The organism is Echinicola sediminis (genome assembly GCF_054777495.1).
Genome location: NZ_BAAHAP010000028.1, coordinates 41,437 through 66,946 on the forward strand (window position 1 = coordinate 41,437; position 25,510 = coordinate 66,946).

Consider the following 25,510-nt stretch of genomic DNA (forward strand, 5'->3'; position numbering starts at 1 on the left):
GACGAATATTTACCGCATCAGGTAGGTTATCATCCCTGCCAGCAGCTAAGCCCATCGTGCAGAAAATTAAAATCAGTAGCTTTTTCATAATTGTCTTATTATTGGTTATATCCATAAAAGCCCTTTAAGTTGGCCTTACATTTGAAAATAGATCATTCTCTCGATAAATTACCGCCTATAAAAACACAGCCCTATGAAACTGTACAGAGTCATTTTACCGGTTCCGGACATTGAGCAAGCCTTCAAGTTTTATGAAGAAGCCCTGGTCAATAAAGGACAAAGGGTATCTCCCGGAAGGCATTATTTTGATTTGGAAGGGATGATTCTAGCCCTGTACGACCCACAGGCTGATGGCGATGAAGTGCAGTCTTGGCAATTTCACGAAAACCAATACCTTTACTTTGCTGTTCGGAACCTGGAAGAGGTTCATGCAAGATTGAAGAAAACAGCCTGTAAACAGTTGGACCAAAAGATCGGGACCATGCCCTGGGGAGAACGGCTATTTTACGCGCAGGACCCTTTTGGCACCCCCATTTGTTTTGTAGATGAACAAACTGTTTTCCTTGGTTAATAACCGATTACTTTTATTAGAATGAAGAATAAATTCAGCGAAGAGGAACTGAAGGCCATTGCCAGCCAACTGAGCCACCCCAAAGGGGAAATGGGAATGGAAGTGTCCAAGACCATGCACCAATCCAATATCAGCATGACCGAAAAAGCCATTGAACTCTTGCATCTCGAAGAGGAGGAACAGCTGCTGGAACTTGGTCATGGCAATGGCCATCATGTGCCGGAACTGTTCGGGGCTTACCCTACAATCCGTTATTCGGGGCTGGAAATTTCCGAGCTGATGCATGAAGAGGCCAAGAAGGCCAATGCCGGCTTTATCGAAAATAAACAGGCAGCCTTTTATCTATATGATGGCCAAAACATCCCTTTTGAGGATAACCACTTTGACAAGATCATGACCGTAAACACCATTTATTTTTGGAAAGAACCCCAAAAGATGGCCGCTGAAATCCACCGGGTCTTGAAAGAAGGGGGCAGTTTTTCGCTGGCCTTTGCCCAAAAACGCTTTATGGAAACCCTGCCTTTTACACAATATGGCTTCACGTATTATGATGACCAAAAGGTGGAAGATCTGATGTACGATACCGGTTTTACCATCGTGGAGCAATCCGATATCAAAGAAACGCTGAAGAGCAAAGACTTAAGGGAGGTGGAAAGGGAATTTACGGTGATGCGCTTTTTAAAGTAGGGAAAATTGCCGAAATTAAATAAGGCTAAATTTTCTGACTATGAAGCGGGTTCATCTTTTTGAATTTGAAGACCTCAGTTGGTTCCCCGACCTGATCCGAAATTACATGACGGATTTTCTGGCTTTTCTGACCAGTACTACCAATTTGTTTCTCCCTGTCCTTCCCCTGCTCGAAAAAGGCATCCATGCCGGCAAGACCGGGCACTTTATAGACCTGGGATCCGGCAGCGGGGGAAGTATCCTTTCCCTCAATCGGGCACTTCGCAAAAAGATGCCCCATCTGAAGATTTGGCTGACCGACTATTATCCCAACTGGGAGGCTTTTGAGCAGATCAAGCAACAGGCCTCCAATATCGATTATGTCCAAAATCCCGTGGATGCCCGTAATGTTCCGGATGAACTTCATGGTCTAAGGACCATGTTCCTGAGTTTTCATCACTTTAGACCGGAAGATGCGCGGGAGATCCTCCAGGATGCCGTGAATGCCCATAGCCCCATCGCCATTTTTGAAGCCCAGGACAGGTCCCTGGCCAGTTTGCTGGCCATGTTCCTCTCTCCGATCACGGTACTGCTGACCAGTCCCTTTATCAAGCCCTTTAGCCTGGGAAGGTTGTTTTTTACTTATTTGGTCCCTATTGTCCCCCTGGCCGTTTGGTGGGACGGTATCGTTTCTTCCTTAAGAACCTATTCCCAAAAAGAAATGCAGGAATTGGTGAACGGGCTGGAACAGGCCGAATCTATGGACTGGGAAATGGGAAAAGTAAAATCCGGCCCCGGCTTTGTACTTTATCTTTTAGGAGTACCTAAAGGAAGGAAATCAGAAAACAAGGGGTGACAAGTATTCCATCAAGCTGATCACTTTGAGGTGTAAAAGCATAGGCAGCCTCTACTACGACATTTCATTTCCAAAAGGTACAAACACAGTAGCGACCGTCACCTCTTAGGATGCTCGGCTCAGTTCCCCGGGAAATTCGCCTAGGCCGCCACCGCGTTTGTCCCAATTTAACTCATCGTTTCTAGAACTGTTTTATCAGTTCATGTTCCCAATAAGCGCCGCTTATATCCGTAATTTTGACGGTATAGCTACCTTCCGTGAAACTTTCAACCTGCGGACTGTCCAAGCTCAGCCTTGCTTTTGCCCCCAAGGGCAGTATAAGGCTATGGTTCCCCGGTTTCACCTTGGCCACATAATAATTGGAGATATTGCTTTCATCCAATGCGGCCAAATCTTCCTGGGAGTACCGAAGGAGCACCTTACCTTCAGCATCTCTTAATTCAATGCCAATGACCCAAGAGCCATAGACATCCACTCCTTCTGTTCTCATTATATCAAATGAAAGGCTGTTCCTAGTGATTAGGCCATGGCTTATCTCCAGCTTTGGCTTCACCGATTTATTATGAAGAGTTCCCCATACGCCACCATGAAAGAGCTGGTTGGTCATTAAGGTCATCCCCAAAATGAACAGCGAACCCACCAATACGAGCTTTGGAAACAGCTTTTCTTTAATGGGCAATTCACCAGAACCAATCCATGGAAACCAGGACTTTTCAGTGATCGGAAATCTTTTACCTATTAGATAGTGGTCCATGGAATACTTCCCGCTTCCGGTTAGAAACAAGACAAAACCCGTGGCTATTCCCAAGACACCTATTTGCCATTCATCCAAGCACGTTGTGCCTATCCATCCTGAGCCAAGGAGAATCCCCATGGCCAAGCCAAATACCCCGATGCTCATCCCCCTAGTAAATAAACCCAACATGATAAACAATCCCACCACCCCTTCGATAAGCGTGAAAATGACCATATTGAGCCACAATAAATCCGGATGCTCAACCAGATATTGGATGATGGGCTTTATACCTAAGGCATTTGGCAAAAAATGATTAAACTTTTCACCAATATAGCCCGCCACCTCCGGATCCAGTTTATTCGCTAAAATGGTCCTTCTAAAAAAGGCAGAAAAATAGGTCCAACCAATGACCAACCTCAATCCCAGGGCTAAAAGCCCTGTATCACTTTTTAAACTGATATTTTTCATTTTTTCCATTAAATACTAAGTGTTATACCTCCCTTTTTCATCCATTGAAAGCCGTACAAAATGCCATTCTCCACCACCACTATTCCCTGGGGCAACTGTTCCGGATTGACCTTAAATTTGCTTAGCGAAAGGCCGCAGACAAGGACCTTAACTTGTTGGGTCATTGCCCCTGCCACTATTTGGTTGACCTCTGCAGCACCTACCAGTTCCGTGACGGTTTTACCACAAATGACTATGTGAAACTCCCCGTACTTTTCTCCGTCTTCTTTGGCCAATTCCTCGGCTGTTAAGAGGATGGCTTGAAGTTGTTGGACGTTTTTGCTTAGCACCAGATAGTTGTGCTTTTGGGGATTAAAAGATTGTGCCTTCGTATCCGTCAAGCCTGCAAACAAGGTCAAGAGGCTCATAAAATATATTATTCTTATCTTCATTGTTGCTGTAATTTTTTAAGTTGAAATGGATGATGCTATAACCCGCCGCCAATAAGGTCCAGCTCTGCCGCTGACCGACTTTTCTGTTCGGAATATCACTGGATAGCCAAGGGTGTTTTGGGGAAGTAAACCTGCAGCGAGACCCGCCAGGCATCTATTATCCCGCCATGTGGAAGCGGAAGTATTACCTAATGCCCTACACAGTCCCTTTTGGGTTTTTGTTTCCTATTGGCGGAGCTGATCTAAAAAATGGTTACAGGTATGCCCTGAAGTTTTGATACAAAATGTACAGAGGAGCAAAATAAACCGTATGGTTTATCGCTTGAAAAGGATGGATTGATGTTTTACTGACCGCAACCGGCTTGAAAGTAAAACCAATAGCTTTCTCTAAGCAGGGTAAATGATCGATCGATAGCTTGGAAAAAGATAGTTGAGTCTCAGCAAGCTCAAATGTGCCGCAATTTGAATTGCTTAGGGTCGTTTTATTCTTGGTGAGTACTTCGGTTGGGGAAAGCCCCATTTCTCCCTGAATATAATTCCTCACCTTGCAAGGGGAAAGCAATAGCAGAAGAGCCAGTCCAATGACAGACAAAAGGAGGCTTTTCTTTCTTTGGCTTTCTCGTTCCTTCACCTTGCTAGCTTTACGGTAATCTATGGAATGACCTGTTTTAAATTTCTCTTTACGTAAATCATGATTGGAGGGTTCGAGGGCTCACAAAAAATGAATGGTTTAAAGCCTCCATCCTCTATTTCGTTAAAAATTGACTGTGTATAGCTAAGTTGAAAATCAACAATGTATAACCTGATCTACGTGCATAAATTCTTTTCCCTTTAAATAAGAACTTAAAGGGAGACAAGGGATGGTAGACCATCGACTTAGATGGGAAAAAAATGGTTACCCCCACTTTATATTATGGTTGAATTGTAAGCTTTAAAGAAGAATTTGAGACTACCTTTTCTCCTCTAAAGTCATCTGGCATCGACTGCTTAGATCAATGCTCCTCCTTTTTTGTGTAGGTCTTCTTCGGTAATAACGCCAAGCTGCATCAAAAAGGCCAAATTGTCAAATACGCTCCAGTATTCAGAAATTTTGCCATTTTTAAACTTGAACAACTCGCACAAATCAACTTTGATTTCCCGCTTTGTGGGCGGAGTTCCCATAAGCTCTCCTGTGTGTTTACCTTTGATGGTGACATAGGACAAGCCTTTTTCTCCTTCCACAATGATTTCTTTAATATCCACTGACATATTGGAAAAAGCCTGGAAATAAAACCTCAGTTGCTCTTTGAAATAGTCAATTCCTTTTTTGGCTGTGGGAACATTTTGATCGGGAGTATGATTGACTACATCCCTGTTGAAATATTTGTCAAGTTCATTGACATCCCCGCTTTTAAAGACATGGTAGGTGTCTTTGATGAGTTGTTTATAATCTGTTGTTTTCATGGATTGATTTTCATTAAATCTTGTTCCATTCATGGGGATAACCGGGATAAATTTACAAAATAATTGGCCAATATATTATTTTAAAGCAACAAATATCCATCGACAAACCAGAAACGAAATTAAATTTCGACTGGCTTGTCAGCTATGGATTTTCTTTGGCAATTAATCAGCAAATACTTAGCGGTGGGAAAAAGGGTGATTTAGTTACCTGCTATACTTCCACTACTAAAACTACCATATAAAATGAGGCCGCTACTTTTGCCGATTTTCCTGTGGCGTTATGCTTCAGTTCGTTTTATCTATATGGGCTATATCTGCCCAATTATTTATGCCTCAGCATTCTCCTTCGGAAATTGCCCCTATTCATAACCTCTACTTTTTGCTCCAATCACTTCCTTCTCAGCTACCACTATTTATGATTGCTTTCATACAGCATTTTTCATTTCTGATATGCTCCGGAAGAGTAGGTTAATTCATAACTATGGGTATAAATTTCAAATACTATTCCGAAAGGATCTTCCACATAGACCATTTTATAGGGCTTTTCATTGGGGTAGTATTCTCTTATTGGCATTCTCTGCTTTCCTCCTGCCTCTACTATTTTTTTGGTGAGATTTTCAATATCCGGATCTTGTACGCAAAAATGGAACAGTCCCGTGTTGAAAGGGTTGAACTCAGGGGATTCCTTTATTCCATGGGGAAAAGAAAATAATTCAATTCCAATTCCATCTGAGGTGGACATATGGGCAATCTCAAATTCTTCCCAGCCTTCTCCAAATACATCAATGCACATCTGCCCAATGGCCGTTTCTCTTTCTTTTTTTACCGTTGAAGGAGGCATGATAACATACCATCCCATGACATCTTGATAAAAGTCAACAGCTTTCTTGATATCTGGAACGGTAATCCCAATATGGGAAAAGGATTTAGGGTAGTTTATTTCTTTCATCAGTTCTTGGGGTTTGTAACTCTTATAACTCGTGTCAACTTTTTAAGTTCAACTGTATTCTTCAAACCATCTTACGGTTTCCGGCATATTCCGTTCAAATCCTCCTGGAATGAAAAAATTAAGCAGTCCTACTTTCTGCTCAGTTTGGTTTTTAAAGTCGCGAATAGTTTTTGAAGGAATTCTAATAAATGCTCCCTTTTTAGCATTAACCCATTCTGTGCCAATCAATATTGAAACCTCACCTTCAAGCACATAAAAAACTTCATCATTATCTTCGTGCTGGTATGCACCTGGACCATCAGCGTTTGGCTCTAACCACCACTCCGAAATACTGTATTTTCCGGCAGTTTCATCTTCGTCTGCTTTGAAAATTGCTTTCATCGTCCCACAATTGTACTCCCGCCACTCGCCTACTGTCAAGACAATTGGGGCTGTATGGTTTTGCTTTGTTCCATATTTATTTTAGGTTCATTTATAGTTTTCAAAGTCTGCCTAATATAGAATACTAAAGCCTATTAAAACCGGAAATACTGACCAAGCTGCAAACCCTAAGTGAAAATAACAATTAACAAGGTACCTCTTTTAATATATACAAGGGACGCGGTAAGTCATTGGATTTCCCGCATTCCCTCCAAAAAGACCTGGGCTGGTCCAATCGCAGTATACTTATAAATTTTCAGCTTCCTGTTCTTCCAACCATTTTATAATGGCTTGATTGGTTTGCGCTGGCTTTTCCTGCTGGATCCAATGGCCACAATCCAAGTTGACCACATCCAAATTTGGGGCGAACTCATTTAAGGTTTGGGACTTCGGAATCACATCCCGGTCACCATAGATCATCAATGTCGGCTGCTGGATCATTGGCTTCACGTCTGCCAATAAATGCCAATTGCGGTCAAGGTTTCTGTACCAATTTATCGCCCCTGTAAACCCTGAAGATTCGAATGCGGAGACGAAAACGGACAGTTCCTGTTCATTCATAATGGACTCACCAGGTGCTTTATCTGCTAGCGAGAGGTTCATCAGCAGCATTCCCGGGGCTGGCGGTGCAGGAGGTACGTCTTTCCGGAACAGATTACGCAGAAAACGAGCTACGTTTCCATCCAATACCGCAGCTGCCACTCCCGGTTGTCTGTTAAAATGAACAAAATAAAAGTCCTCACCGAAGACCTCCTCCATCACCTCTATCCAAGGCTTCTCTCCTCTCTCCTGATAGGGTAAAGCCAAGTTTATGACTTTATTTACCCGCTCTGGATGCAATAAGGCAAGATTCCAAACCACATTCGCCCCCCAATCATGGCCTACAAAAGTAGCATCTTGATATCCATAATGGTCGAGTAATGCCACCAGGTCACCCGTTAGGTGCTCAATATCATAATCTGTTACTTCGGCCGGACGAGATGAGTTGCCATAACCTCTTTGGTTGGGGACAATGACATGGTAACCCGCTTTGACAAGAGCCGGGATCTGATAACGCCAAGAAAAGGCATGTTCCGGAAAACCATGACAGAGGACAATGGGCTTGCCTACATTTTGTTTTCCCGCTTCAACTACTTCGAGTTCCACTCCGTTGACCGAAATCATGATGGGTTTGGGAAACCCCATATGATCAGGTCGCTTGTTCCTTTCGTTTGTCATTCCTTTTATTGTTTTACTATTGGATATATTACAAACGTAAAGCCGCCCTGTGACAGCCCTATGTCAGTAGGGGCAAAAAATTAAATCATGACCTGATAATCGAAATTACACTTCTTTTGGCTTGAATACTTCTATTGATTTATTTATTTGCTCCAGGTATTTTTCCGCTCTTTCGGCTGCAAAATAGTCAATAAAATATACCATCAGCCCCAGTAACATTAGTGATAAACTAATGGCTTTCCAATGAGGTGAATTAAAAACAAAAAACAAGATGGCTCCACCAATTACCATAATGATAGCCGCCGGATAAGAGTACTTAAAAATCTCATCAAAGCCTTCCACTCTCTTTTTCTTTGATGCTATGAAGGCTTTTGGATTGACATTAAATTGCTTAGTGTATTCAACTATCCGGGTTTTATTGCTATAAACTCCCGAAAAGCTCATTATCAAGGGGATGAGACCTACGGTTAAAAGTGGCCATACCATTGCTTTTGCATTGGGTGTGTTACCAAACTTCCAGAACAATAATGCCGAAACAACTATCATTAACCCAACGGATCCCATTATTACTGCTTCTTGAATTTCGCCTTTAGCCCAATTGATAATATGCTGTATAAATTCCATGCTGATTAGTTTAGGTTTCGGTATTCCATAGGAGTTTTTCCCACCTTGTTTTTAACCCGGATTATTCATTAGCGATCGTAGTAGCCTGTCCCGACTACTGTCGGGAAGGGCTGAAAATGCAACAAAATCAGGCTGTTTGGAGACTGAGGCATAGCACCGCTATGGTGAAGTCGAAAACAGAAGCAAAGCGACTGATTTTATCCGCCGCGGCGGATCAGTCCGTAATAGATAAGCTAATGAATATTTCGGGTTTAAATAATCTACTGAATTAGACTGCATCAGATAGCAGGGATGTATACAAATCATCGGGTATTGTATAGATTACTACTATAGACTCGATATTAGTTCTGCATTGCCACGGAAAACAACGCTTTCAAAAATTTCGGAAGTACTTGGACATTTGGAATTTTTAAAAGTAGTGTGTTTGTGAATTGAGCTTATTTACACCGTCTTTCTAGAGTAAACACCAAAAGGGGAAAAAGCTTTCCCCAGGGTTATCGCTTTATCAATTTGTTCAACACGGCATTAAAGACTTACCCGCCGAGAAGGGCTGGGGCTGTTCCAACTTCAGCAGGCTTGGTTACGGGGGCAGTTTTAACTTACAGATTTTCGACAATTTGAATGTTATTTCCGCAGGTGAAGGTATTTTCTCCAACTGTATTTAAATTTTATTTCTTTAGGATATTCTATCAATGTATCGGTGTCTTTTCGCGTGCTGGCCGGACATCTTTGCGCCGTACTATTTCATGCCTGGCCTCCAGCCGACAGTTATGTCCTGTTCAGTAATTCAATTTATTTATGGCAGACCAACAGATCTGGGCAGCTTACCTCTTTTTCCGGCATGATTGGCCGGAACTGCCTAAGTAAGCCTTATCCCCAATTTTAACAGTTTAAGCTATGAAAAAAAGCCAGACCAACATTGGAAAGGCTATTGAATCACTTCCTTGAACACAGCATTCAGTACTTGCCCGCCATAAAAGCTGGCCTGTTCCGGCTGACAGCTTGCTTGGATAGTGGCTGTTCGCTTTTATCTGTGTAGTTTTAATTTCATCATTATGTCCGTTTGTTCGTCATTTCCAAGTTTGAAAATGTGTTTGTCGAAGGCAACAAATCCATTTTTTTCATAAAATCGGATGGCTCTTGGATTTTGTTCCCAGACTCCCAACCAAACATATTCCACGTCTTTTTCTTTCGCCAATTCAATCGCTTTTTCATAAAGCATTTGTCCGACTTTTTTTCCGTGAAACTCTTTTAGCACGTAAATCCGTTCAATTTCGAGCGCGTTTTTGTCTTTTATTTCGGTTTGGGATTGTCCAGTATTTACTTTTAAATACCCGATCGTTTTTCCTTCAAATTCTGCAAAGTAAAATTCCGAACTTTGGTCGTTCAATTCCGCTGTCAATTTTTCGGTCGAAAATCCGTTTTCCAGATATTCTACCATATCTTCTTCGCTGTTTTCGGAAGAAAAAGTTTCGGCAAAAGTCCGCTTTCCGATATCCTTTAACTTTTCAATATCTTGAAGATTTACTTTTCTGATTTTCATTTATCCCGTGTACTTTTTTCAGCTTGCAGCCATTTTTTATCCCCAGAAAATCCGGACATATTCGGCCAACATATCAGAAGCATTGATTTCAACCCTCCTTATCCCTTACCAGCTGCCTCCGGCACCGCCGCCGCCGAAGCTGCCGCCTCCAAAACCGCCGAAGCCACCGCCACCGCCAAAGCTTCCTCCACCACCGGAGAAATTGCCAAAGCCGCCACCGCTTCTTCTGCCCCCGCCCAGCAGGTTCATCAGCATCAAAGAGGTAAAGAGGTCCACTCCACCGCCGCGGCCACCCATATGGTTGTCGTTATCGTTGCGGTTTCTCAACAGCGGCAGGATCACAAAGATGAAAATGAAGAACAGAAGAAAGAAAATGGCCCTTCCGCTATGCCCCTTTTTCTCCACGTCCTCGGCATCGTACTCCCCGGAAGCGAGCTTGATGACCATGTTGGTTGCCTGGTCCAGGCCCTCATAGTAGGCCTCCCGCTTAAAGGCCGGCACAATGACATTGTCCACGATACGCCGGGCAAGGGCATCGGGAACCGCGCCTTCCATCCCATAACCGGTGGCGATAAACACCTTACGGTCGTTCATGGCCGCCAAAATCAGCAGTCCATTGTCCTTGCCCTCCTGGCCGATCCCCCAGTTTTCTCCCAGCTGAAAGGCATAATCCGAGATATCATACTGCCCCACCGAGCCCATCAGCACCACCGCAATCTGCGTGGACGTACTGTCATTATAGGCCTCCAGCTTCCTTTCCAAGGCATTTTGTTCTGTTCCGGAAAGGGTATTGGTGAAGTCATTGACCAGTTTGGGGGGATTGGGACGCTCGGGGAAATCCCCCTGAGCGGACAAAGCCTGGCAAATAAGAAGAAAAAGGGCAAAGAAAAAGGTTTTTTTAATCAGCATGTTATCCAAAAGAGATTTCATCGGAGAGTTCATTTTCGTCACTGTCAGCATCGTAGGGGAAGTGTTCTTTCAGGGCCTTGCCGGACATCTGTATTCCTTCGATCAGTCCCGCAGTAAATTGGCCGGCCTTAAAATGCATCACCATTTTTTCTTTGATGCTTTCCCAAAAATCCTTTGGGACCACGGCGTTGATGCCACCATCGCCGAGGATGGCAAATTTATGGTCCTCCACTGCCAGGTAAAAAAGAACCCCGTTGCGGAGTTTGGTCTTGTGCATCTTCAGCATGGCAAAGACATCGGCGGCCCTGTCCAGGACATCCCCTTTGCAATGGCTTTCCAGGTGCACCTGAATTTCTCCAGAGGTTTCCAGTTCTGCTGCTTTGATGGCAGCGACGATTTGCTCTTTTTCTGTTTTGCTAAATAACTTTTCGGCCATGGCCTGTAATTTTATAAAATTGCCCGACAGGTGCCGGGCAAAATGTTCACATTTAGAATTCTACGCTCGGAGCAGTCTCAGCTCCTTCAGTGGCTTCGAAATAGCCCTTTTTGTCAAAATCATACCATCCCGCAAAGATATTGTTGGGGAAGGTCCTGAGGTTGGAATTATAGGCCTGCACCGATTGGTTAAAGTTTCTTCTGGCCACCGCAATGCGGTTTTCGGTACCTTCCAGTTGGGCCTGCAGGTCCAGGAAGTTCTGGTTGGCCTTAAGGTCAGGATAACGCTCCACGGCCACCAGTAGCCTGCTCAGACTCCCGCTCAGCTGATCCTGGGCTTGCTGAAACTGGGCTATTTTCTCCGGGGTAAGCTCATCGGCGTTCAGGTTGATGGAAGTGGCCTTGGCCCGGGCATTGATCACCCCTTCGAGGGTTTCTTTTTCGAAATCCGCATAACCTTTTACGGTATTGACCAAGTTAGGAATCAGGTCAGCCCGGCGTTGGTATTGGGTTTCCACTTCGGCCCATTGGCCATTGATGTTCTCCTCTGTCTGCACAAACTGGTTGTAGGTACCTACCGCTTTGGTATAGACAAAAATACCCACCACTACAATGATAAGAATCGGAATAATCGCTTTTTTCATGTGTATTTAATTAATTTAAAGAAATCACTACCAGTCGAACTGAAAACCTTCTTGACTTCACCTGCATCCCTCCAACAGTGGGAGCTGGGGCAAAATCCGACAGATTTCATCGATTGCGACGAATAGGATATTCGAATTTAGATAATATGACGTAAAAGCCCCTGAATGGTTGAGAAAAATAACTTAGATATTGTACACCGCATCGTCATTATCCTGTTTCTTAGCCGGTAAAGAAAGACGTTTCATCTTCACTTTAAAGGTAGTTCCCTTATCCAACTCGCTTTCTACCTCGATATCTCCGTCCAAAGAACGTATCTGTTCCCTGACCAAATAAAGCCCCAGTCCTTTTCCTTCGACGTGGGAATGAAACCTTTGGTAAAGGCCAAAGATACGGTTTCCGTATTTTTCCAAATCGATGCCAATTCCATTGTCCCTAAAAGTCAGTAGGCAGTTGGCCCCAGCCTCTTCGGTGCCGACCCAAATTTCTGGGATCCTGTCTGGATCGCTGTACTTAATGGCATTGGTCACAAAATTCAACAAAAAGTTTTCTAAATGGCTGTAGACATAATTAATAGATCGGACCTGAAAATCCCGGTGGATGATGACCTTCGCTTCCTTAAGCTGCTTGAACAGGCTCTTCTCGATATTGTTCAACAAACTATGGAAAAACACCTCCTCCACTTTGATGATTTTTTGTTTTCGGATAGAGACCACTTCTATCAGGTCACTAAGTGTGGCATTCAGGATAGACACTGAAGTCTTAAGGTTATCAATGACTTCTTGGTTTTCGGGGCTGCTGATTTCCTCTTCATCCAAAAGATCCAAAAGCGAGGTGATGTTCACAATAGGGGCCCGGAGGTTATGGGATACGATATAAGCAAATCTTTGAAGCTCATCGTTGTGGCTGGAAAGGTCTTTGATGAGTTTTTCCCGCTCCACTTCTGCCTTTTTCGCTTCTGTGATATTTTGTGTCACCAGCAATATCCGCTCTACCCTTCCCTCATCATCCGTAAGCGGTACGCCTATCTTCATGTAATGCTGATCCTTAAAGTAGATTTCGTAAAGGACTGTTTCCCCTTGAAATACCCTTTGCAGCTCTCCTTTTGCCTTGATCGCAGTAGCTAAATCATACCTCCCCAGGTAATTGAGCCCTATAAGTTCCTGCGGATCTATACCCATGTTTTTGTATTCACTGCCATCCGCATAGACATGTTGGTACTTGCGGTCCAGGACATCCACGGTCCCTTTGGGAAAGTTTTCCGCTATGCTTTTGTACAGCTGTTGGGACTCTATCAGCTTTTCTTCATTTTTGATCCGCTGAAGGTCTGCCCCTACCCGGTCTCCCAAAACCGTAATAATGTCCTTGATTCCTTTGGGGTTTCGGATGGGCTTGGTGTCCAGGAGCAGCAGAATCCCTATTTTTTTCCCGGACTTATCATTGATGCCCGTGGAGCAGTACGATTCGATTCCCATGTCCTTGAGTATATCATCCTCAGGGTAGAGCTCACAAACTCTTTCACAATGGATGACCATATCATTCTGGTCTTTGGCCACTGCTTTTTGACAGGGGGTATTTTCCAGCGGATAGGTGATATTCGACATGATGACACCTCTTTTGGCCACTGAAATGGTTTCCACCACATCTTCCTCGGGGAGGTATTCCCCGATCATACACATTTCCATATCCAATTTATTGGTCAATAACTTGACCAGCTCATTGAAAAACTCCTTATCACTGTACCGGGTAGAAATCTCGGCCACATTATTCATGATCAGCTGGGTATACTCCTTTTCGGTAATATCTTCAAAAAGAGCCTGATAACCTTCCACATGTTCCATCTCCTCCACGGTGAGCCTTACATAAAAATGCTTATGGTTAAAATCCGTGGTACAGGGTCCCTCATATTCTCCCTTTCCGGAACGGAAGGCTTCCTTGAAGGCATTTACCACCCCTTCATCGGAAGAAAATGTGGTAATGCTTTTACCTACTACCTGGCTGGGACTTTTCGCATCGATTTTCTTTAGCAGGGTCTTATTGACACTCTGGACTATTCCTTTATGGTCAAAATTGATAATGGCCAGGGGGCTGCTATCGTAGATGGATTTTAGCTGTTTAAAATGTTTTCGGTTGGTCTCTTCCACCTCCATGGTCAGGGAAATGTCTAAAATATAGCCTGCCCACAGGTCCTTTCCCTCTGACTTTCGAAGAGGGCTGGACCTGGAATACATCCATTTTTCTTTTCCCCTTAGGGTATAGATTCTAAAATAATCCTCCACTAATTGTCCAGCTTCCTGATTAACAGTGTTCCTCTGTTTGATCTCCCTTAAATCTTCCGGATGGATATAATTTTCGAAGGAAGCTTGCTCCTCCAAAAAAGTGGCAGCATCTACCCCAAAAAGTTCTTTAATACCCTCACTGACAAATACTATTTTTTGGTTCCCATCGTCCTCCCTCTCGAAGATATACATAAAACAAGGCATCAAATTGGGAACTACTTTATCGATCTCGGAGGGAAAATCTTTGGTAAACTCCCTCATATGGGAAACGTCCTCAATATACCTGAAATAGATTTTTTGTCCAGAAATCGTTTCCTCAAAAAACCGCGTGGTTTCTTGTACATAGATGTAATTTCCGCTCTTCTGGCGAATCCGGTAATAGGAATAAACCGGAACACCCGCTTTTCTGGGCTGGCGCTTTGGACTGCTGAGTACATTCATGTCATTGGGATGCACCAAGCCCTCCCAATCCAAAAATCCGCTCTCCTCCCATTCTTCAGGGGTATATCCCAATAACGATTCTAAATCCCCAAAACACTCAAGATTCCTTTCTACTGGACTGAATTGTAGGAAAACCGCATTTGGAGTCTCCTTAATGATGGCCTCCATCTTTTGCCTGATTTCCTGGGAAGTTTCGTACAACTCCCTAATTCCCCTGATCCGTAGCCAATAAAAGTTTCCCGGCGGGACAATTTCTTTTCCCAAAGACCATCCATTGCCAAGGGACAACAGGCCCTCGTTTTCCTTTTCTATGAATTTGAGGTACTCTTTTTTGGAACGTTTGGAAAACTGTTGGGAAAGGTAATTTGCCAAATCAGTGATTCCAGCAGGACCAAAATGCCTTTCACCCTCATAAAAATAGAGCTGTCCTCTATCCTTATCCAACAGCCATTCTTGCCTGAAATCTTTGGTGATAGGTTTGGTTACGATCAGGGCGTTGACCAAGCAGCTGTCCTCAAATTCCTGATGGATGACATTCCCCTCTATGGATACCTTGATAAAATAATTATCCTTGAGTACCATAAAGGTCCGTAGCTTTTCTTGCCTTAATAAGGACTTCACGATTACAATTAAGGGATCACTGCCTAAGGTAGGAAATAATTGCGCGAAGCTTTCGATAGTGAGCGGACCCAACTTTTCCAACAACGCTTCCCCGGCGAAAAGCAACTCATAATTGGCGCCCCGCTTCTTAAAAGTTATTAGAGAATAGTTAATATTTACAGCAGTTTCTTGGATCATTTGGAAAATTTAAATGACCTTACAGAGGTAATATACTTACATTTTTTAATAAATCGGAAAATTTATAGCTGCTTCTCCAAAACTATGGTCTTGTCCAGTTCAACAGAGCCGCCCTTCACGTTCCTTCGGATCGTAATCAAAATTTCACGCCCCTCTTCCGAACGTAAAAGATCATTAATTTCTCCTAATTTCCAATAAACTGCCGGAAGTAAATTGATACCAAGAATCTCGTCTCCTGCTTTTAATCCCTCTTTGGATGCAGGGGAATCTTTTTGTACACTGCTGATATAAAACCTCCTATCCTCCACGCTGCTCATCCTGACCTTTATGCCGCTCATATCATAATGGAAGGGCTGATGAAAATCCCCTCCTTTCTTAAAATACAATTGCTCCCTCGTATAATCGATGATCAACTGCATCTTAGAAAGTATCTCAGAGCCCAAGCTGCCCAAGCGGCCGGATTCAATGATAATGGAAGAAAACTCTGTTTCTTCGGGATACGAGGTGAGTACGTTCCGAAACTTCAGTTTCCCCAACAGGTACCTGTCCACCCTTCCGGCAAAGCCATAGAGATCTCCACCCAAAGATCGCCCTAAGTCCGTCTCAATATACTTTGGGGGGAGGGTGATCTCCTCAGAGGTCTCCCGGTTAAGAAGCAGCGCATGATTGGCGCCGGTATCAATAAGTAACTTGCCCTCGATTTCAGGACCGTCAATTTGCCGGATGGTGCTGCTGACATAGGGTTTGTAATTATGAAATTCCAACTCAATACCTCTATAACCAAAAGGCTTTTTATCAAGGCGGTCAGGCCTGTAAAAAGTCATGATATCTGCATCGTAATTTATCTTCACCGGATTGTACTTAAAAAACTCGTACCCTATTATCCCATGTACAGGGACTCCGATCACCTTTTCCAGTTCCAAAAAATCCTCTTCAAGTACCAAAACTGCCTGAATGGTGCCTTCCACCATGCCCAGATCAAAGTAATTGTTGGGAGAAACCGAGGCTGTCAGCACTGTTTTTCCATCTGCGCCCATCAGATTCAGTGTCCGTGTGTAATATAATCCGAGCTCATCCCCAATACTTTTACTGAACAGGATGTTGGATTTCACTCCTGTATCGATCAGAAAATTAAGTTCTGCACCTCCATTTATGGACACAGGCACTATAATAAGGTTATTGTGGTTGAGAAAAGGAATGTTCACCTTTTTTTTGTCTTCCTTCATGTAAAATCCAGGAACTTGAGCGCTACTGGTGCTAGCCCCAATGTGGAATAAAATAAAAAGCAACAAGAAAAATTTTCTCGGGATCATACTCAAACAATTTAATATTATCTTATTAAAATAAAAACTCTCGGGCAGTCGGGACTAGCAGCAGCCTAAAGGTTATCTGTCTAAAAGTCAAAGCCCTTTTCATCTGCCTGGAGCTTAAACTAATTTAGACTGAAAGCAAATAAGCTGGCAAGAACTAGAGAAGGGGATTGTAGTTTGATAAAATCTAAAAAAACCTGCATCTTTATTTTTTAGTAATGGAAGTTATGGCGGAAAAATCTATCGTAGAAAAGGCAAAAAAGATTTTCGAAAATTTTTTATTGAGGCATGGGAGCAGAAAAACCCCTGAAAGGTTTTCTGTAATAGATGAGTTGTATGCACTTCCTCAGGATGAGCATATTGACGTGGAAGGGCTTTTCCTACTGATGAGAAACAAAGGCTATTCCATCAGCCGCGCGACCATTTATAATACACTTGACCTTTTGGTAGAATGTGGGCTGGCAGTAAAGCACCAGTTCAAGGACAAAGTAGCCCTTTATGAGCAGGCACTGACCTATAAGCACCACGACCACCACGTCTGTAACCAGTGCAGGAAAATCCGTGAATTTTCAGACGAAAGGATCAACGCCATCAAAGAAGCTATGGGCAAAGAGTTCTCTTCTGCCATTACCAGCCATTCATTGGTTCTTTATGGGGATTGCCAAATCCCGGATTGCAAAAACCTCAAGCTCGTTTAGATCAATCGATCAAAGATCCCTTATCCCTTGTACTTAGAAGTAGGCGCTTCAATTATTTTATTCCTCAGCTCCTGCCCGCTAGTTGCTTTCCCTTTGGAAAAGTAGGCTAAATAATTCCTCGTGGACATTTTGGGGAGGACACCTATCTTCTCGGAATGAAAAGTTATGCCCTTATCTGGGGGACTAGTGAAACCCATTATGCTTACAAATTAATGGGAAATCAAATTTCAAGTTGAAGTAGACAGAAAGCTTAATTCCTAAACCCTTACAGCAGGCAAAAAACCCAAAACATATTTTATTCTGAATTTCATTTTTTTCACCCCTCATTATCTGCCAGAACCAGAAAAACCAAATACAAAAAACGTACATTTATGGAATAAAAAAGAGGTCAAAAATGACACTATTTTTTTATCCACATCTATCCACACTTATCCACACTACCTATTAATAACTACATAACTCACTGAAATACAATTACTTATAAACTTATAAAAAAACACGATTTTGTGGATAAAGTGCTGTAAATGAATTTTTTCTGAAAATAATACCTATTTATGAAAGTGGATAACCTGCGCAACCAAAGATAATTCTAAGGCAGTCGTCCTACTCCTGATGTTGCCTGATCAGCCGGGTCCTGTACGCATTAAAGATGCGGGATTTACTGATAAAACCCAAATACCTGCCGTTGTCCACCACGGGTAGGTTCCAAGCGCCAGAACGCTCAAATTTGTCCATCACCTCCCGCATCCCTTCCGAGGGCTGTATGGTATCCGGAGGACTGTGCATGAGTTTGCGGATTTGTGTTTCGTCCTGTTTTTCTTTATCAAACATAATGTCCCGGATATCGTCCAAAGTAATGATCCCATTAAGTGTTCCCTTTTCATCCACCACGGGGAAAATATTCCTTTTAGAGAGCTTCACCAATCCGCATAAGTCTTTTAAAAGCGCATCCGGATGAATGGGCAATAGATCTTTTTCCATAATCCTTCGGATATCAATCAGGTCAAGCACTGCTTCATCCTTTGTTTCCGGAAGATGTTTCCCCTGCTCCACCAACTGGCTTTTGTAAAGGGAGTTTTTATCGAAGTAACTGGCGGAAGCCATGGAAATGGCCGACACCAACATCAGCGGTACAAAAAGCTCATAGCCCCCGGTCACCTCGGCAATCAGGAATATTGCCGACAAAGGAGCATGCTGTACCCCACTCATCACCCCGCACATGGCCACCAAGGTAAAGTGCGCCACAGGAAGAGGAATATAGAGGCCAAAGAAATTGCTGGCATAGGCGAAAAGAAAACCTGTAATCCCCCCTACAAATAAAGAGGGGGCAAAGATCCCTCCACTACCACCACTTCCAATGGTAAGGGCCGCAGCTATAGGCTTGGCAAAAATGATAAAAAGAAGGTAAACCAGAATAAAATAAGGATTATTGACTTCTGAAAAGAAAGGGCTCCGGTTTAAAAGATCATCCACATCTCCAGAGATCAGCGAATTGAGGATATTGTACCCCTCGCCATATATTGGGGGAAGGAAGAAAATGATCAAACCCAACAGGGCACCACCGCACAATATCTTCAACCAAGGATTGGTAAACCGCTCCAGCATGCTTTCTGTTTTCAGCACCGAGCGGTTAAAGTATACCGATACCAGACCGGTGATCAATCCCAACAATAAATAATAGGGCGTATGGGCTGCAATGAACTCGTCCCTGATGTCAAATGAAAAGATCACATCGTTGCCGATCAGGACCATGGTCGTCAGCGATCCCATCACCGAGGCGATCAGGAGCGGGATAAAGGAACCTACATTTACTTCCAATAAGATTACCTCTATCGCAAAAATCACCCCACCGATGGGAGATCCAAAGATTGCGGAAATCCCTCCTGCCGCTCCACATCCAATCAAAATGTTCCTTTTCTTGGCATTCAGGTGCATGAGCACCCCGGAATTGGAACCAATGGCTGAGCCCGTCACCACAATCGGCGCCTCCAGCCCTACAGAACCTCCCAGCCCCACTGTCAAACAGGAGGTGATCACCCTGCTAAAGCTCTTCACCCGAGGAATCAAGCTGTTCTTTTTGGAAATATTGTAGAGTATTTCAGGAATACCGTGACCGCCATAATCCTTGACGATGTATTTCCCTACGACATAAGTCAATAATATCCCGACCAAGGGATAAAGGATAAAGAAAAAGTTGGCGTACTCGATTTGAAATCCCTCGATCAACCAGTGTTGTATGAAGTGCACCGACTCCTTGAGCACGACTGCGGCGATTCCCGTAAGAATACCGATAACCCCACTAAGGATCAAGACAAAATTCTTAGTGCTGATGTGTTTGAGCCTCCAGATTAAAAACCGGGTAATAATATCTGTTTTTGCCAAAACGGAAAGTTCTTGTTAATCAAAATATTTCTTGAAATTCAGGTTATTTGGCTATGTTTCCGACAATTAAAGGCAAAAGTAAAAATTTATTATTTTCTAACGGAGCATGTTCACAAATAAATAACCTACCCTTAACGGTTTTTGGCTTCATTCCAGTAAACGTCCATTTCCGCCAAACTCATTTCCTCGATTTTTTTTCCCGACTTTCGGGCCGCTTCTTCCAGGTATTTAAACCGGTAAATAAACTTTCTGTTGGTCTTTTCGAGGGCTTCTTCGGGATTAATATCAATAAAGCGGGCATAGTTGATCAGGGAAAAGAGCAGATCGCCAAACTCCCCGGTCGCTTTTTCCCTATCGATTTCTTGTTGGTCGACCGCGTTGAATTCGGATTTAAACTCCTGCATCTCTTCCTCCACTTTCTCCCATACCTGGCTTTTTTCTTCCCAATCAAAACCTACTCCCCTTGCCTTTTCCTGTATCCTCATCGCCTTGATCAATGCAGGCAAGGAGCGGGGCACCCCACCCAATACACTTTGGTTTCCTTTTTCCTGTAACTTGATCTTTTCCCAGTTTCTCTTGACAGTCTCTTCGTCATTGGCCTGGGTATCCCCATAAATATGTGGATGGCGACGAACCAGCTTTTCACAGAGGCTATTGATCACCTCTGCAATATCAAACACCTTTTTCTCCGACCCTATCTTCGCATAAAACACAATATGCAGCAGGATATCTCCCAGTTCCTTTTTGACCTCCATCAGGTCATTGTCCAATATGGCATCCGACAACTCAAAAGTCTCTTCAATGGTCAAGTGCCGTAAGGTTTCCATGGTCTGCTTCCGATCCCAAGGACACTGTTCACGCAGCTCGTCCATTATGGTCAGCAGGCGGTCAAAGGCTTCCAGTTGTTGTTTTCGGCTAGATAATTCAGACATGGAGGAAGGGAAACTATTCGGATTGTGTGGACGTTTTCAAAGTATTACGTAAATTTGTGCAAATTAATTGGATATGACAACTCTATATTTGACTTTGGGTTTTTTGGCCCTGTTTTTCATCATGATGTCCGTAAGGCTTATATTCTTGAAAAATGGCCAATTCAAAGGTACCTGTGCTTCACAGAACCCTTACCTGAACAAAGAGGGGGAAACCTGTAGCTATTGTGGCAAGAAAGTGGATGACGGATCCGAATGCGGCAATCCTGATTCCGAAGTGAATAAAGTCATGGCCAAATTCAAGTAATCTCCAACATTTCCTGTGTGCCTATCATCGGACATGGGATTTTTTTCTTTACATCGAACTAAACTCTTTCAAAGTGGCATTAATCAAGTCTATTTCCGGTATACGAGGTACTATCGGAGGAAAAGCAGGTGAGGGATTGACTCCATTGGATGTGGTAAAATTCACATCAGCCTACGGTGCATGGATATTAGAAAAAACCAACAACCCCAAGATTGTCATCGGAAGGGATGCGAGGATTTCCGGGGACATGGTTTCCAAATTGGTTACCGCCACCCTTCAGGGCCTGGGCATTCATGTGATCGACTTGGGACTGAGCACCACCCCGACAGTGGAATTTGCGGTTCCGTTAGAAAAAGCAGGCGGGGGTATTATCCTTACTGCCAGCCATAACCCTGCCCAATGGAACGCCTTAAAACTCTTAAATGCCGAGGGAGAATTCATCTCTGATCAGGATGGCAAAGAAGTCCTGGAAAAAGCAGAAAAAGAGGATTTCCACTTTGCTGAAGTAAAAAAACTGGGAGGCTACACTTTAGTAGACGATTATATCGACCGACACATTGAGCATGTGCTCTCTCTGCCATTGGTAGATAAAGAAGCCATTGCTTCTAGGAATTTCAGAATTGTTATCGACTGTGTCAATTCTACCGGTGGCATTGCCCTTCCTAAATTGCTAAAAGCATTGGGTGTGGAGCAGGTAGAGGAAATGTTCTGTGAGCCTAATGGCCACTTTCCCCATAATCCAGAGCCCTTGCCGGAAAATCTCCGGGATATATCCGGAAAACTCAATAATGGTAAATTTGATTTGGGTATTGTAGTGGATCCGGACGTGGACAGACTGGCCTTCCTGACGGAGGACGGCACTGCTTTTGGCGAGGAATATACTTTGGTGGCCGTAGCAGACTACGTATTGTCAAAGACTCCTGGCAATACGGTCTCCAACCTTAGCTCTACCAGAGCCCTTCGTGATGTCACGGAGAAGCACAAAGGTACCTATAGCGCCGCTGCAGTGGGAGAAGTCAATGTGGTGAACAAAATGAAGGAAAGTAAGGCCATCATCGGTGGAGAAGGTAACGGCGGAGTGATCTATCCGGAATCCCACTACGGAAGAGATGCATTGGTGGGCATAGGCTTGTTCCTGACCCATTTGGCGCATTTTGGCAAACCGGCCAGCCGATTGAGAGCCTCTTACCCCAACTATTATATTTCCAAAAACAAAATAGAGCTGACCCCTGAAATTGATGTGGATGCCATCTTGGATGAAATCAGCAGAAAATACAGCAAACAGCCCATCAATGATATCGATGGTGTCAAGATCGAATTTGGCAAGGAATGGGTACACCTTAGAAAATCCAATACTGAGCCGATTATCCGTATCTACTCGGAATCAGAAACCCAAGCAACGGCAGAGCATCTTGCCAACAAATTGATACTCGATATCAAAGAAGTCATCACAGCGACAAAATAAAGATTAGCTTACCCAACCCATATATTAGAGAGAATGAAAGTTTATTTGGATAATGCAGCTACTACAGCATTGGACGAAAAGGTGCTGGAAGCCATGCTGCCCTATATGACAGGGCACTATGGCAATCCCTCTTCTGTTCACTCGCATGGGAGAGAGGTCCGCACTGCCATCGAACGTTCGCGAAAGAAAGTGGCTGAGCTGCTCAATGCTTCACCGGGGGAAATCTTCTTTACCTCCGGAGGTACCGAAGCGGACAATACCGCTTTGGTGTGCGCCATTGAAAGCTTTGGAATTAAACATGCCCTTACTTCCTCCTTGGAACACCACGCAGTGCTCCACACCTTACAGGAATGTGAAAAGCGTGGGTACATCAAGCTGGATTATGTCCAAATAGATTCCCGTGGACGAATCGATCAGGAGCAGTTGACAAAGTGGGTTGAAAAACACCCTAAATCACTGGTCTCCATCATGCATGCCAATAACGAAATCGGTAATATTAATGATATTGCCGCTATAGGGGAAATCTGCAAGGAAAACGAAGTGTTCTTCCATTCTGATACGGTTCAGACGATGGGACATTATATCCATGATTTGAAAACCTTGCCGGTGGATGCCATAGTCGCTGGTGGCCATAAATTTCATGGCCCCAAAGGTTCAGGATTTCTTTATTTGAACAAGAAAAATAAAATCCGGCCGTTTATCTATGGAGGAGCGCAAGAAAGAAGCATGCGCGGTGGCACGGAAAACGTCTATGGCATTGTCGGTATTGCCAAAGCTTTGGAACTGGCCTATGCTGAAATGGCCGAACACCAAAAGTTTGTGGAGCGTTTAAAAAGCCGCTTTATCGAAAAACTTAAGGAAGCAGTCCCAGGTGTGGAATTTAACGGCCTATCTGCGGACATGGACCAAAGCCTGTACACCGTGCTAAACGTAAGCTTGCCACCCTCAGAAGAAAACAGCGGCATGCTACTGTTCAATCTGGACTTAGCAGGTATTTCTGCTTCCGGGGGATCAGCCTGTAGTAGTGGTGCCACTGTAGGCTCCCATGTACTGAGAGCCTTAAATGTACAGGCGGAAAGAGATTCCGTGAGGTTCTCCTTTAGCAGGTTCAACACTCAGGAAGAAGTTGATTATACCATAGAAAAATTAAAGGAACTTTATAGCGTCATCGCGGGATAAAGTGAAACAGTGATAAACCGGTCTTTGGCCGGTTTTTTTTTATTTAAAAGGCAATTTACTGACATCCACATTCCCTCCAGAAAGGATCAGTCCTACTTTCTTGTTCTCAAAAACACGTTTGTTGGCCAATACAGCCGCTAAAGCAACGGCACTGCTGGGCTCCACTACCAATTTCATCCGTTCAAAAATCAAACGCATGGCATCAACGATTTCCTCTTCGGAAACAGTAAAAATATCCTTGACGTATTTGGAGATGGCGATAAAGTTCCTTTGACCCAAAGAGGTCAATAGTCCATCAGCAATGCTCTTTGGCTTTTCCATGGGAATGATCTGGTTAGCCTTCAAGCTGCGGGAAGCATCATCCGCTCCTTTTGGCTCCCCACCGTAAATCAAGGTTCTGGGAGAAATATAATGGGTCGTCAATGCAGTACCCGCCAACAAGCCTCCACCGCCTACGGGAGCCATGATCGCATCAAACGGAATGCGCTCACTCCACATTTCCATAGCACAGGTGGCCTGCCCCTCTATCACATCCATATAATCATAGGGAGGAATAAAGGCTGCTCCCGTTTCCTTTACCACTTTATCCAAGGTATTTTCCCTGGCCTTCAGGTTGGGTTCACATTCTATGATCTCACCCCCATAGCACTTTACGGCTTCCTTTTTAATTGCTGAAGCATTGGAGGGCATCACAATATAGGCTTTGGTACCTGTTTCCCTGGCCGCAAGCGCCAAGGCTGCAGCATGGTTTCCACTGCTATGGGTAGCCACACCGTTTTCTTTGAGCTCGGGCGGCAATTTCAATATGGCATTGGTAGCACCACGGGCCTTGAAAGCTCCTACCTTCTGAAAATTCTCACATTTGAAATACAGTTGACATCCGGCCATCTCATTGATGGTCTCACAGGTCAGCATGGGCGTCTTATGGATATAAGCAATGATCCGTTGGTGAGCCTGCTCAATATCGATCAGTTGTGGAAATCTAAATTTATGCATGTAGTATAAAGTTAACATTTTGAACGTAATAATTTTTATCTTTCACCAAAATATCCAAGATGAAAAAACTGGTAGAATTACTAAAAAACAGGGTTTTTCACCCTATTATGGGAGTGGAATTAACCATTCAAAACACGTTTCCTTTAGATTTTACTACCGATAATACCAATTTATCCCTCATTGATTTATCCGACACCGGCAAATTCAACGACTATGTTTTTGCCCTTTTGGAGGCCTCAGAAAAACCCTATGGCATAGGAGGATATTTGGAACACCGCGCCATCTATCAGCGAAGTGAGGTATTTGGGACATCAGAAGCTGACTTCCGCAACATCCATTTGGGAGTGGACATCTGGACCAACGCACACCATCCTATTTATGCTCCTTTGGATGGCAAAATCCACAGTTTTCAGGACAATGGAAGCTTTGGCAACTATGGTCCGGTCATCATTCTGGAGCATCAGCTCAAAGGAGAAACCTTCCATAGCTTATATGGACATTTGAAACGCTCTGATCTTGTAGGACTGGAGATAGGCCAGCAGGTTTCCGCAGGACAGGTTTTTTGTCATGTAGGCCCCTTTCCCGAAAATGGAGACTGGCCACCACACCTCCACTTTCAGTTGATCGGCGATATGGAAGGAAAGTTCGGGGATTACCCGGGAGTCTGCTCTGCAAAAGACCTGAAAAAATACCAGGAAAATTGCCCAGATCCTTCTTTGATAATTCAATGAGGGCAAATATTTCGTCCTTAAAGGCACTCAATTAAGCAAAAATACTAGCCAATAATCCAAAAATTTTAGAATACTGCCAAAGGC

24 protein-coding genes are annotated in these 25,510 nt (G+C 43.7%); 8 read left to right on the forward strand and 16 right to left on the reverse strand.

What is annotated here, in order from left to right:
• The first annotated feature begins 193 nt into the window (after positions 1 to 193).
• From ACYVAA_RS09525 to ACYVAA_RS09535, 3 genes are read left to right on the forward strand one after another with little or no spacing between them, the layout of a single operon-like run.
• Positions 194 to 571, forward strand: a complete 378-nt coding sequence (locus ACYVAA_RS09525; protein WP_460540924.1) for a VOC family protein — start codon at positions 194 to 196, stop codon at positions 569 to 571.
• Between the two features lie 21 nt (positions 572 to 592).
• Positions 593 to 1,258, forward strand: a complete 666-nt coding sequence (locus tag ACYVAA_RS09530) for a class I SAM-dependent methyltransferase (RefSeq protein WP_460540926.1) — start codon at positions 593 to 595, stop codon at positions 1,256 to 1,258.
• 40 nt (positions 1,259 to 1,298) lie between these two features.
• Positions 1,299 to 2,093 carry a hypothetical protein gene (locus ACYVAA_RS09535; RefSeq protein WP_460540928.1) on the forward strand — a complete coding sequence of 265 codons (795 nt, stop codon included), beginning with the start codon at positions 1,299 to 1,301 and terminating at the stop codon, positions 2,091 to 2,093.
• Between the two features lie 181 nt (positions 2,094 to 2,274).
• Here the strand turns inward: ACYVAA_RS09535 and ACYVAA_RS09540 are convergent, their stop codons facing one another.
• The 13 genes from ACYVAA_RS09540 to ACYVAA_RS09600 all read right to left on the reverse strand — a co-directional run bounded on the left by ACYVAA_RS09540 (position 2,275) and on the right by ACYVAA_RS09600 (position 16,655).
• Positions 2,275 to 3,297: a TQO small subunit DoxD gene (locus ACYVAA_RS09540; protein ID WP_460540930.1), complete on the reverse strand. Its 1,023-nt coding sequence runs from the start codon at positions 3,295 to 3,297 to the stop codon at positions 2,275 to 2,277.
• Between the two features lie 8 nt (positions 3,298 to 3,305).
• Positions 3,306 to 3,728 (reverse strand): sulfur reduction protein DsrE, encoded by a 423-nt coding sequence (locus tag ACYVAA_RS09545; RefSeq protein WP_460540932.1) that lies wholly within the window; start codon positions 3,726 to 3,728, stop codon positions 3,306 to 3,308.
• Positions 3,729 to 4,715: 987 nt separating this feature from the next.
• Positions 4,716 to 5,171 (reverse strand): ester cyclase, encoded by a 456-nt coding sequence (locus ACYVAA_RS09550; RefSeq protein WP_460540934.1) that lies wholly within the window; start codon positions 5,169 to 5,171, stop codon positions 4,716 to 4,718.
• 439 nt (positions 5,172 to 5,610) lie between these two features.
• A complete protein-coding gene (locus tag ACYVAA_RS09555; RefSeq protein ID WP_460540936.1) occupies positions 5,611 to 6,120 on the reverse strand; it encodes a VOC family protein in 510 nt (169 codons plus the stop codon).
• Positions 6,121 to 6,168: 48 nt separating this feature from the next.
• Positions 6,169 to 6,501: a cupin domain-containing protein gene (locus ACYVAA_RS09560; RefSeq protein ID WP_460540938.1), complete on the reverse strand. Its 333-nt coding sequence runs from the start codon at positions 6,499 to 6,501 to the stop codon at positions 6,169 to 6,171.
• A 285-nt stretch (positions 6,502 to 6,786) separates the two neighbouring features.
• Positions 6,787 to 7,758: an alpha/beta fold hydrolase gene (locus tag ACYVAA_RS09565; RefSeq protein ID WP_460540940.1), complete on the reverse strand. Its 972-nt coding sequence runs from the start codon at positions 7,756 to 7,758 to the stop codon at positions 6,787 to 6,789.
• A 105-nt stretch (positions 7,759 to 7,863) separates the two neighbouring features.
• Positions 7,864 to 8,382, reverse strand: coding sequence for a hypothetical protein (locus tag ACYVAA_RS09570; RefSeq protein ID WP_460540942.1), 519 nt, complete (start codon positions 8,380 to 8,382; stop codon positions 7,864 to 7,866).
• Between the two features lie 1,027 nt (positions 8,383 to 9,409).
• The gene (locus tag ACYVAA_RS09575; RefSeq protein WP_460540944.1) at positions 9,410 to 9,925 is read right to left on the reverse strand and encodes a GNAT family N-acetyltransferase; all 516 of its coding nucleotides are present in this window, start codon (positions 9,923 to 9,925) and stop codon (positions 9,410 to 9,412) included.
• Positions 9,926 to 10,030: 105 nt separating this feature from the next.
• Positions 10,031 to 10,834: a TPM domain-containing protein gene (locus tag ACYVAA_RS09580; protein WP_460540946.1), complete on the reverse strand. Its 804-nt coding sequence runs from the start codon at positions 10,832 to 10,834 to the stop codon at positions 10,031 to 10,033.
• Position 10,835: 1 nt separating this feature from the next.
• Positions 10,836 to 11,270, reverse strand: coding sequence for a TPM domain-containing protein (locus ACYVAA_RS09585; protein ID WP_460540948.1), 435 nt, complete (start codon positions 11,268 to 11,270; stop codon positions 10,836 to 10,838).
• Between the two features lie 52 nt (positions 11,271 to 11,322).
• Positions 11,323 to 11,913 (reverse strand): LemA family protein, encoded by a 591-nt coding sequence (locus tag ACYVAA_RS09590; protein WP_460540950.1) that lies wholly within the window; start codon positions 11,911 to 11,913, stop codon positions 11,323 to 11,325.
• Positions 11,914 to 12,096: 183 nt separating this feature from the next.
• Complete coding sequence (locus ACYVAA_RS09595) at positions 12,097 to 15,429, reverse strand: PAS domain-containing protein (RefSeq protein WP_460540952.1); 3,333 nt, start codon at positions 15,427 to 15,429, stop codon at positions 12,097 to 12,099.
• Positions 15,430 to 15,491: 62 nt separating this feature from the next.
• Positions 15,492 to 16,655 (reverse strand): aspartyl protease family protein, encoded by a 1,164-nt coding sequence (locus tag ACYVAA_RS09600; RefSeq protein ID WP_460540954.1) that lies wholly within the window; start codon positions 16,653 to 16,655, stop codon positions 15,492 to 15,494.
• A 311-nt stretch (positions 16,656 to 16,966) separates the two neighbouring features.
• Here ACYVAA_RS09600 and ACYVAA_RS09605 point away from each other — a divergent pair, with 311 nt between their 5' ends.
• The gene (locus tag ACYVAA_RS09605) at positions 16,967 to 17,437 is read left to right on the forward strand and encodes a Fur family transcriptional regulator (RefSeq protein ID WP_460540956.1); all 471 of its coding nucleotides are present in this window, start codon (positions 16,967 to 16,969) and stop codon (positions 17,435 to 17,437) included.
• A gap of 603 nt (positions 17,438 to 18,040) precedes the next feature.
• On the opposite strand, the gene ACYVAA_RS09610 is transcribed toward ACYVAA_RS09605, so the two are convergent.
• Positions 18,041 to 19,819: a chloride channel protein gene (locus tag ACYVAA_RS09610; RefSeq protein ID WP_460540958.1), complete on the reverse strand. Its 1,779-nt coding sequence runs from the start codon at positions 19,817 to 19,819 to the stop codon at positions 18,041 to 18,043.
• Between the two features lie 131 nt (positions 19,820 to 19,950).
• Positions 19,951 to 20,751 carry a nucleoside triphosphate pyrophosphohydrolase gene (gene mazG / locus ACYVAA_RS09615; RefSeq protein ID WP_460540960.1) on the reverse strand — a complete coding sequence of 267 codons (801 nt, stop codon included), beginning with the start codon at positions 20,749 to 20,751 and terminating at the stop codon, positions 19,951 to 19,953.
• 73 nt (positions 20,752 to 20,824) lie between these two features.
• Here mazG and ACYVAA_RS09620 point away from each other — a divergent pair, with 73 nt between their 5' ends.
• From ACYVAA_RS09620 to ACYVAA_RS09630, 3 genes are all read left to right on the forward strand, one after another.
• A complete protein-coding gene (locus ACYVAA_RS09620; RefSeq protein WP_460540962.1) occupies positions 20,825 to 21,055 on the forward strand; it encodes a hypothetical protein in 231 nt (76 codons plus the stop codon).
• Positions 21,056 to 21,128: 73 nt separating this feature from the next.
• The gene (gene glmM / locus ACYVAA_RS09625) at positions 21,129 to 22,520 is read left to right on the forward strand and encodes a phosphohexomutase domain-containing protein (RefSeq protein WP_460540964.1); all 1,392 of its coding nucleotides are present in this window, start codon (positions 21,129 to 21,131) and stop codon (positions 22,518 to 22,520) included.
• Positions 22,521 to 22,553: 33 nt separating this feature from the next.
• Positions 22,554 to 23,699 carry a cysteine desulfurase family protein gene (locus ACYVAA_RS09630; RefSeq protein WP_460540966.1) on the forward strand — a complete coding sequence of 382 codons (1,146 nt, stop codon included), beginning with the start codon at positions 22,554 to 22,556 and terminating at the stop codon, positions 23,697 to 23,699.
• A 39-nt stretch (positions 23,700 to 23,738) separates the two neighbouring features.
• On the opposite strand, the gene ACYVAA_RS09635 is transcribed toward ACYVAA_RS09630, so the two are convergent.
• The gene (locus tag ACYVAA_RS09635) at positions 23,739 to 24,695 is read right to left on the reverse strand and encodes a pyridoxal-phosphate dependent enzyme (protein ID WP_460540968.1); all 957 of its coding nucleotides are present in this window, start codon (positions 24,693 to 24,695) and stop codon (positions 23,739 to 23,741) included.
• A 59-nt stretch (positions 24,696 to 24,754) separates the two neighbouring features.
• On the opposite strand from ACYVAA_RS09635, the gene ACYVAA_RS09640 reads away from it, so the two are divergent.
• Entirely contained in the window at positions 24,755 to 25,426 is a 672-nt protein-coding gene (locus tag ACYVAA_RS09640) for a peptidoglycan DD-metalloendopeptidase family protein (RefSeq protein WP_460540970.1), read from the forward strand.
• Positions 25,427 to 25,510: the final 84 nt, after the last annotated feature.

Coding starts and splice junctions, on each gene's coding strand:
- ACYVAA_RS09525 (WP_460540924.1), top strand. CDS start 194: ATGAAACTGTACAGAGTCATTTTACCGGTTCCGGACATTGAGCAAGCC.
- ACYVAA_RS09530 (WP_460540926.1), top strand. CDS start 593: ATGAAGAATAAATTCAGCGAAGAGGAACTGAAGGCCATTGCCAGCCAA.
- ACYVAA_RS09535 (WP_460540928.1), top strand. CDS start 1,299: ATGAAGCGGGTTCATCTTTTTGAATTTGAAGACCTCAGTTGGTTCCCC.
- ACYVAA_RS09540 (WP_460540930.1), bottom strand. CDS start 3,297: ATGAAAAATATCAGTTTAAAAAGTGATACAGGGCTTTTAGCCCTGGGA.
- ACYVAA_RS09545 (WP_460540932.1), bottom strand. CDS start 3,728: ATGAAGATAAGAATAATATATTTTATGAGCCTCTTGACCTTGTTTGCA.
- ACYVAA_RS09550 (WP_460540934.1), bottom strand. CDS start 5,171: ATGAAAACAACAGATTATAAACAACTCATCAAAGACACCTACCATGTC.
- ACYVAA_RS09555 (WP_460540936.1), bottom strand. CDS start 6,120: ATGAAAGAAATAAACTACCCTAAATCCTTTTCCCATATTGGGATTACC.
- ACYVAA_RS09560 (WP_460540938.1), bottom strand. CDS start 6,501: ATGAAAGCAATTTTCAAAGCAGACGAAGATGAAACTGCCGGAAAATAC.
- ACYVAA_RS09565 (WP_460540940.1), bottom strand. CDS start 7,758: ATGACAAACGAAAGGAACAAGCGACCTGATCATATGGGGTTTCCCAAA.
- ACYVAA_RS09570 (WP_460540942.1), bottom strand. CDS start 8,382: ATGGAATTTATACAGCATATTATCAATTGGGCTAAAGGCGAAATTCAA.
- ACYVAA_RS09575 (WP_460540944.1), bottom strand. CDS start 9,925: ATGAAAATCAGAAAAGTAAATCTTCAAGATATTGAAAAGTTAAAGGAT.
- ACYVAA_RS09580 (WP_460540946.1), bottom strand. CDS start 10,834: ATGCTGATTAAAAAAACCTTTTTCTTTGCCCTTTTTCTTCTTATTTGC.
- ACYVAA_RS09585 (WP_460540948.1), bottom strand. CDS start 11,270: ATGGCCGAAAAGTTATTTAGCAAAACAGAAAAAGAGCAAATCGTCGCT.
- ACYVAA_RS09590 (WP_460540950.1), bottom strand. CDS start 11,913: ATGAAAAAAGCGATTATTCCGATTCTTATCATTGTAGTGGTGGGTATT.
- ACYVAA_RS09595 (WP_460540952.1), bottom strand. CDS start 15,429: ATGATCCAAGAAACTGCTGTAAATATTAACTATTCTCTAATAACTTTT.
- ACYVAA_RS09600 (WP_460540954.1), bottom strand. CDS start 16,655: ATGAAGGAAGACAAAAAAAAGGTGAACATTCCTTTTCTCAACCACAAT.
- ACYVAA_RS09605 (WP_460540956.1), top strand. CDS start 16,967: ATGGCGGAAAAATCTATCGTAGAAAAGGCAAAAAAGATTTTCGAAAAT.
- mazG (WP_460540960.1), bottom strand. CDS start 20,751: ATGTCTGAATTATCTAGCCGAAAACAACAACTGGAAGCCTTTGACCGC.
- ACYVAA_RS09620 (WP_460540962.1), top strand. CDS start 20,825: ATGACAACTCTATATTTGACTTTGGGTTTTTTGGCCCTGTTTTTCATC.
- ACYVAA_RS09630 (WP_460540966.1), top strand. CDS start 22,554: ATGAAAGTTTATTTGGATAATGCAGCTACTACAGCATTGGACGAAAAG.
- ACYVAA_RS09635 (WP_460540968.1), bottom strand. CDS start 24,695: ATGCATAAATTTAGATTTCCACAACTGATCGATATTGAGCAGGCTCAC.
- ACYVAA_RS09640 (WP_460540970.1), top strand. CDS start 24,755: ATGAAAAAACTGGTAGAATTACTAAAAAACAGGGTTTTTCACCCTATT.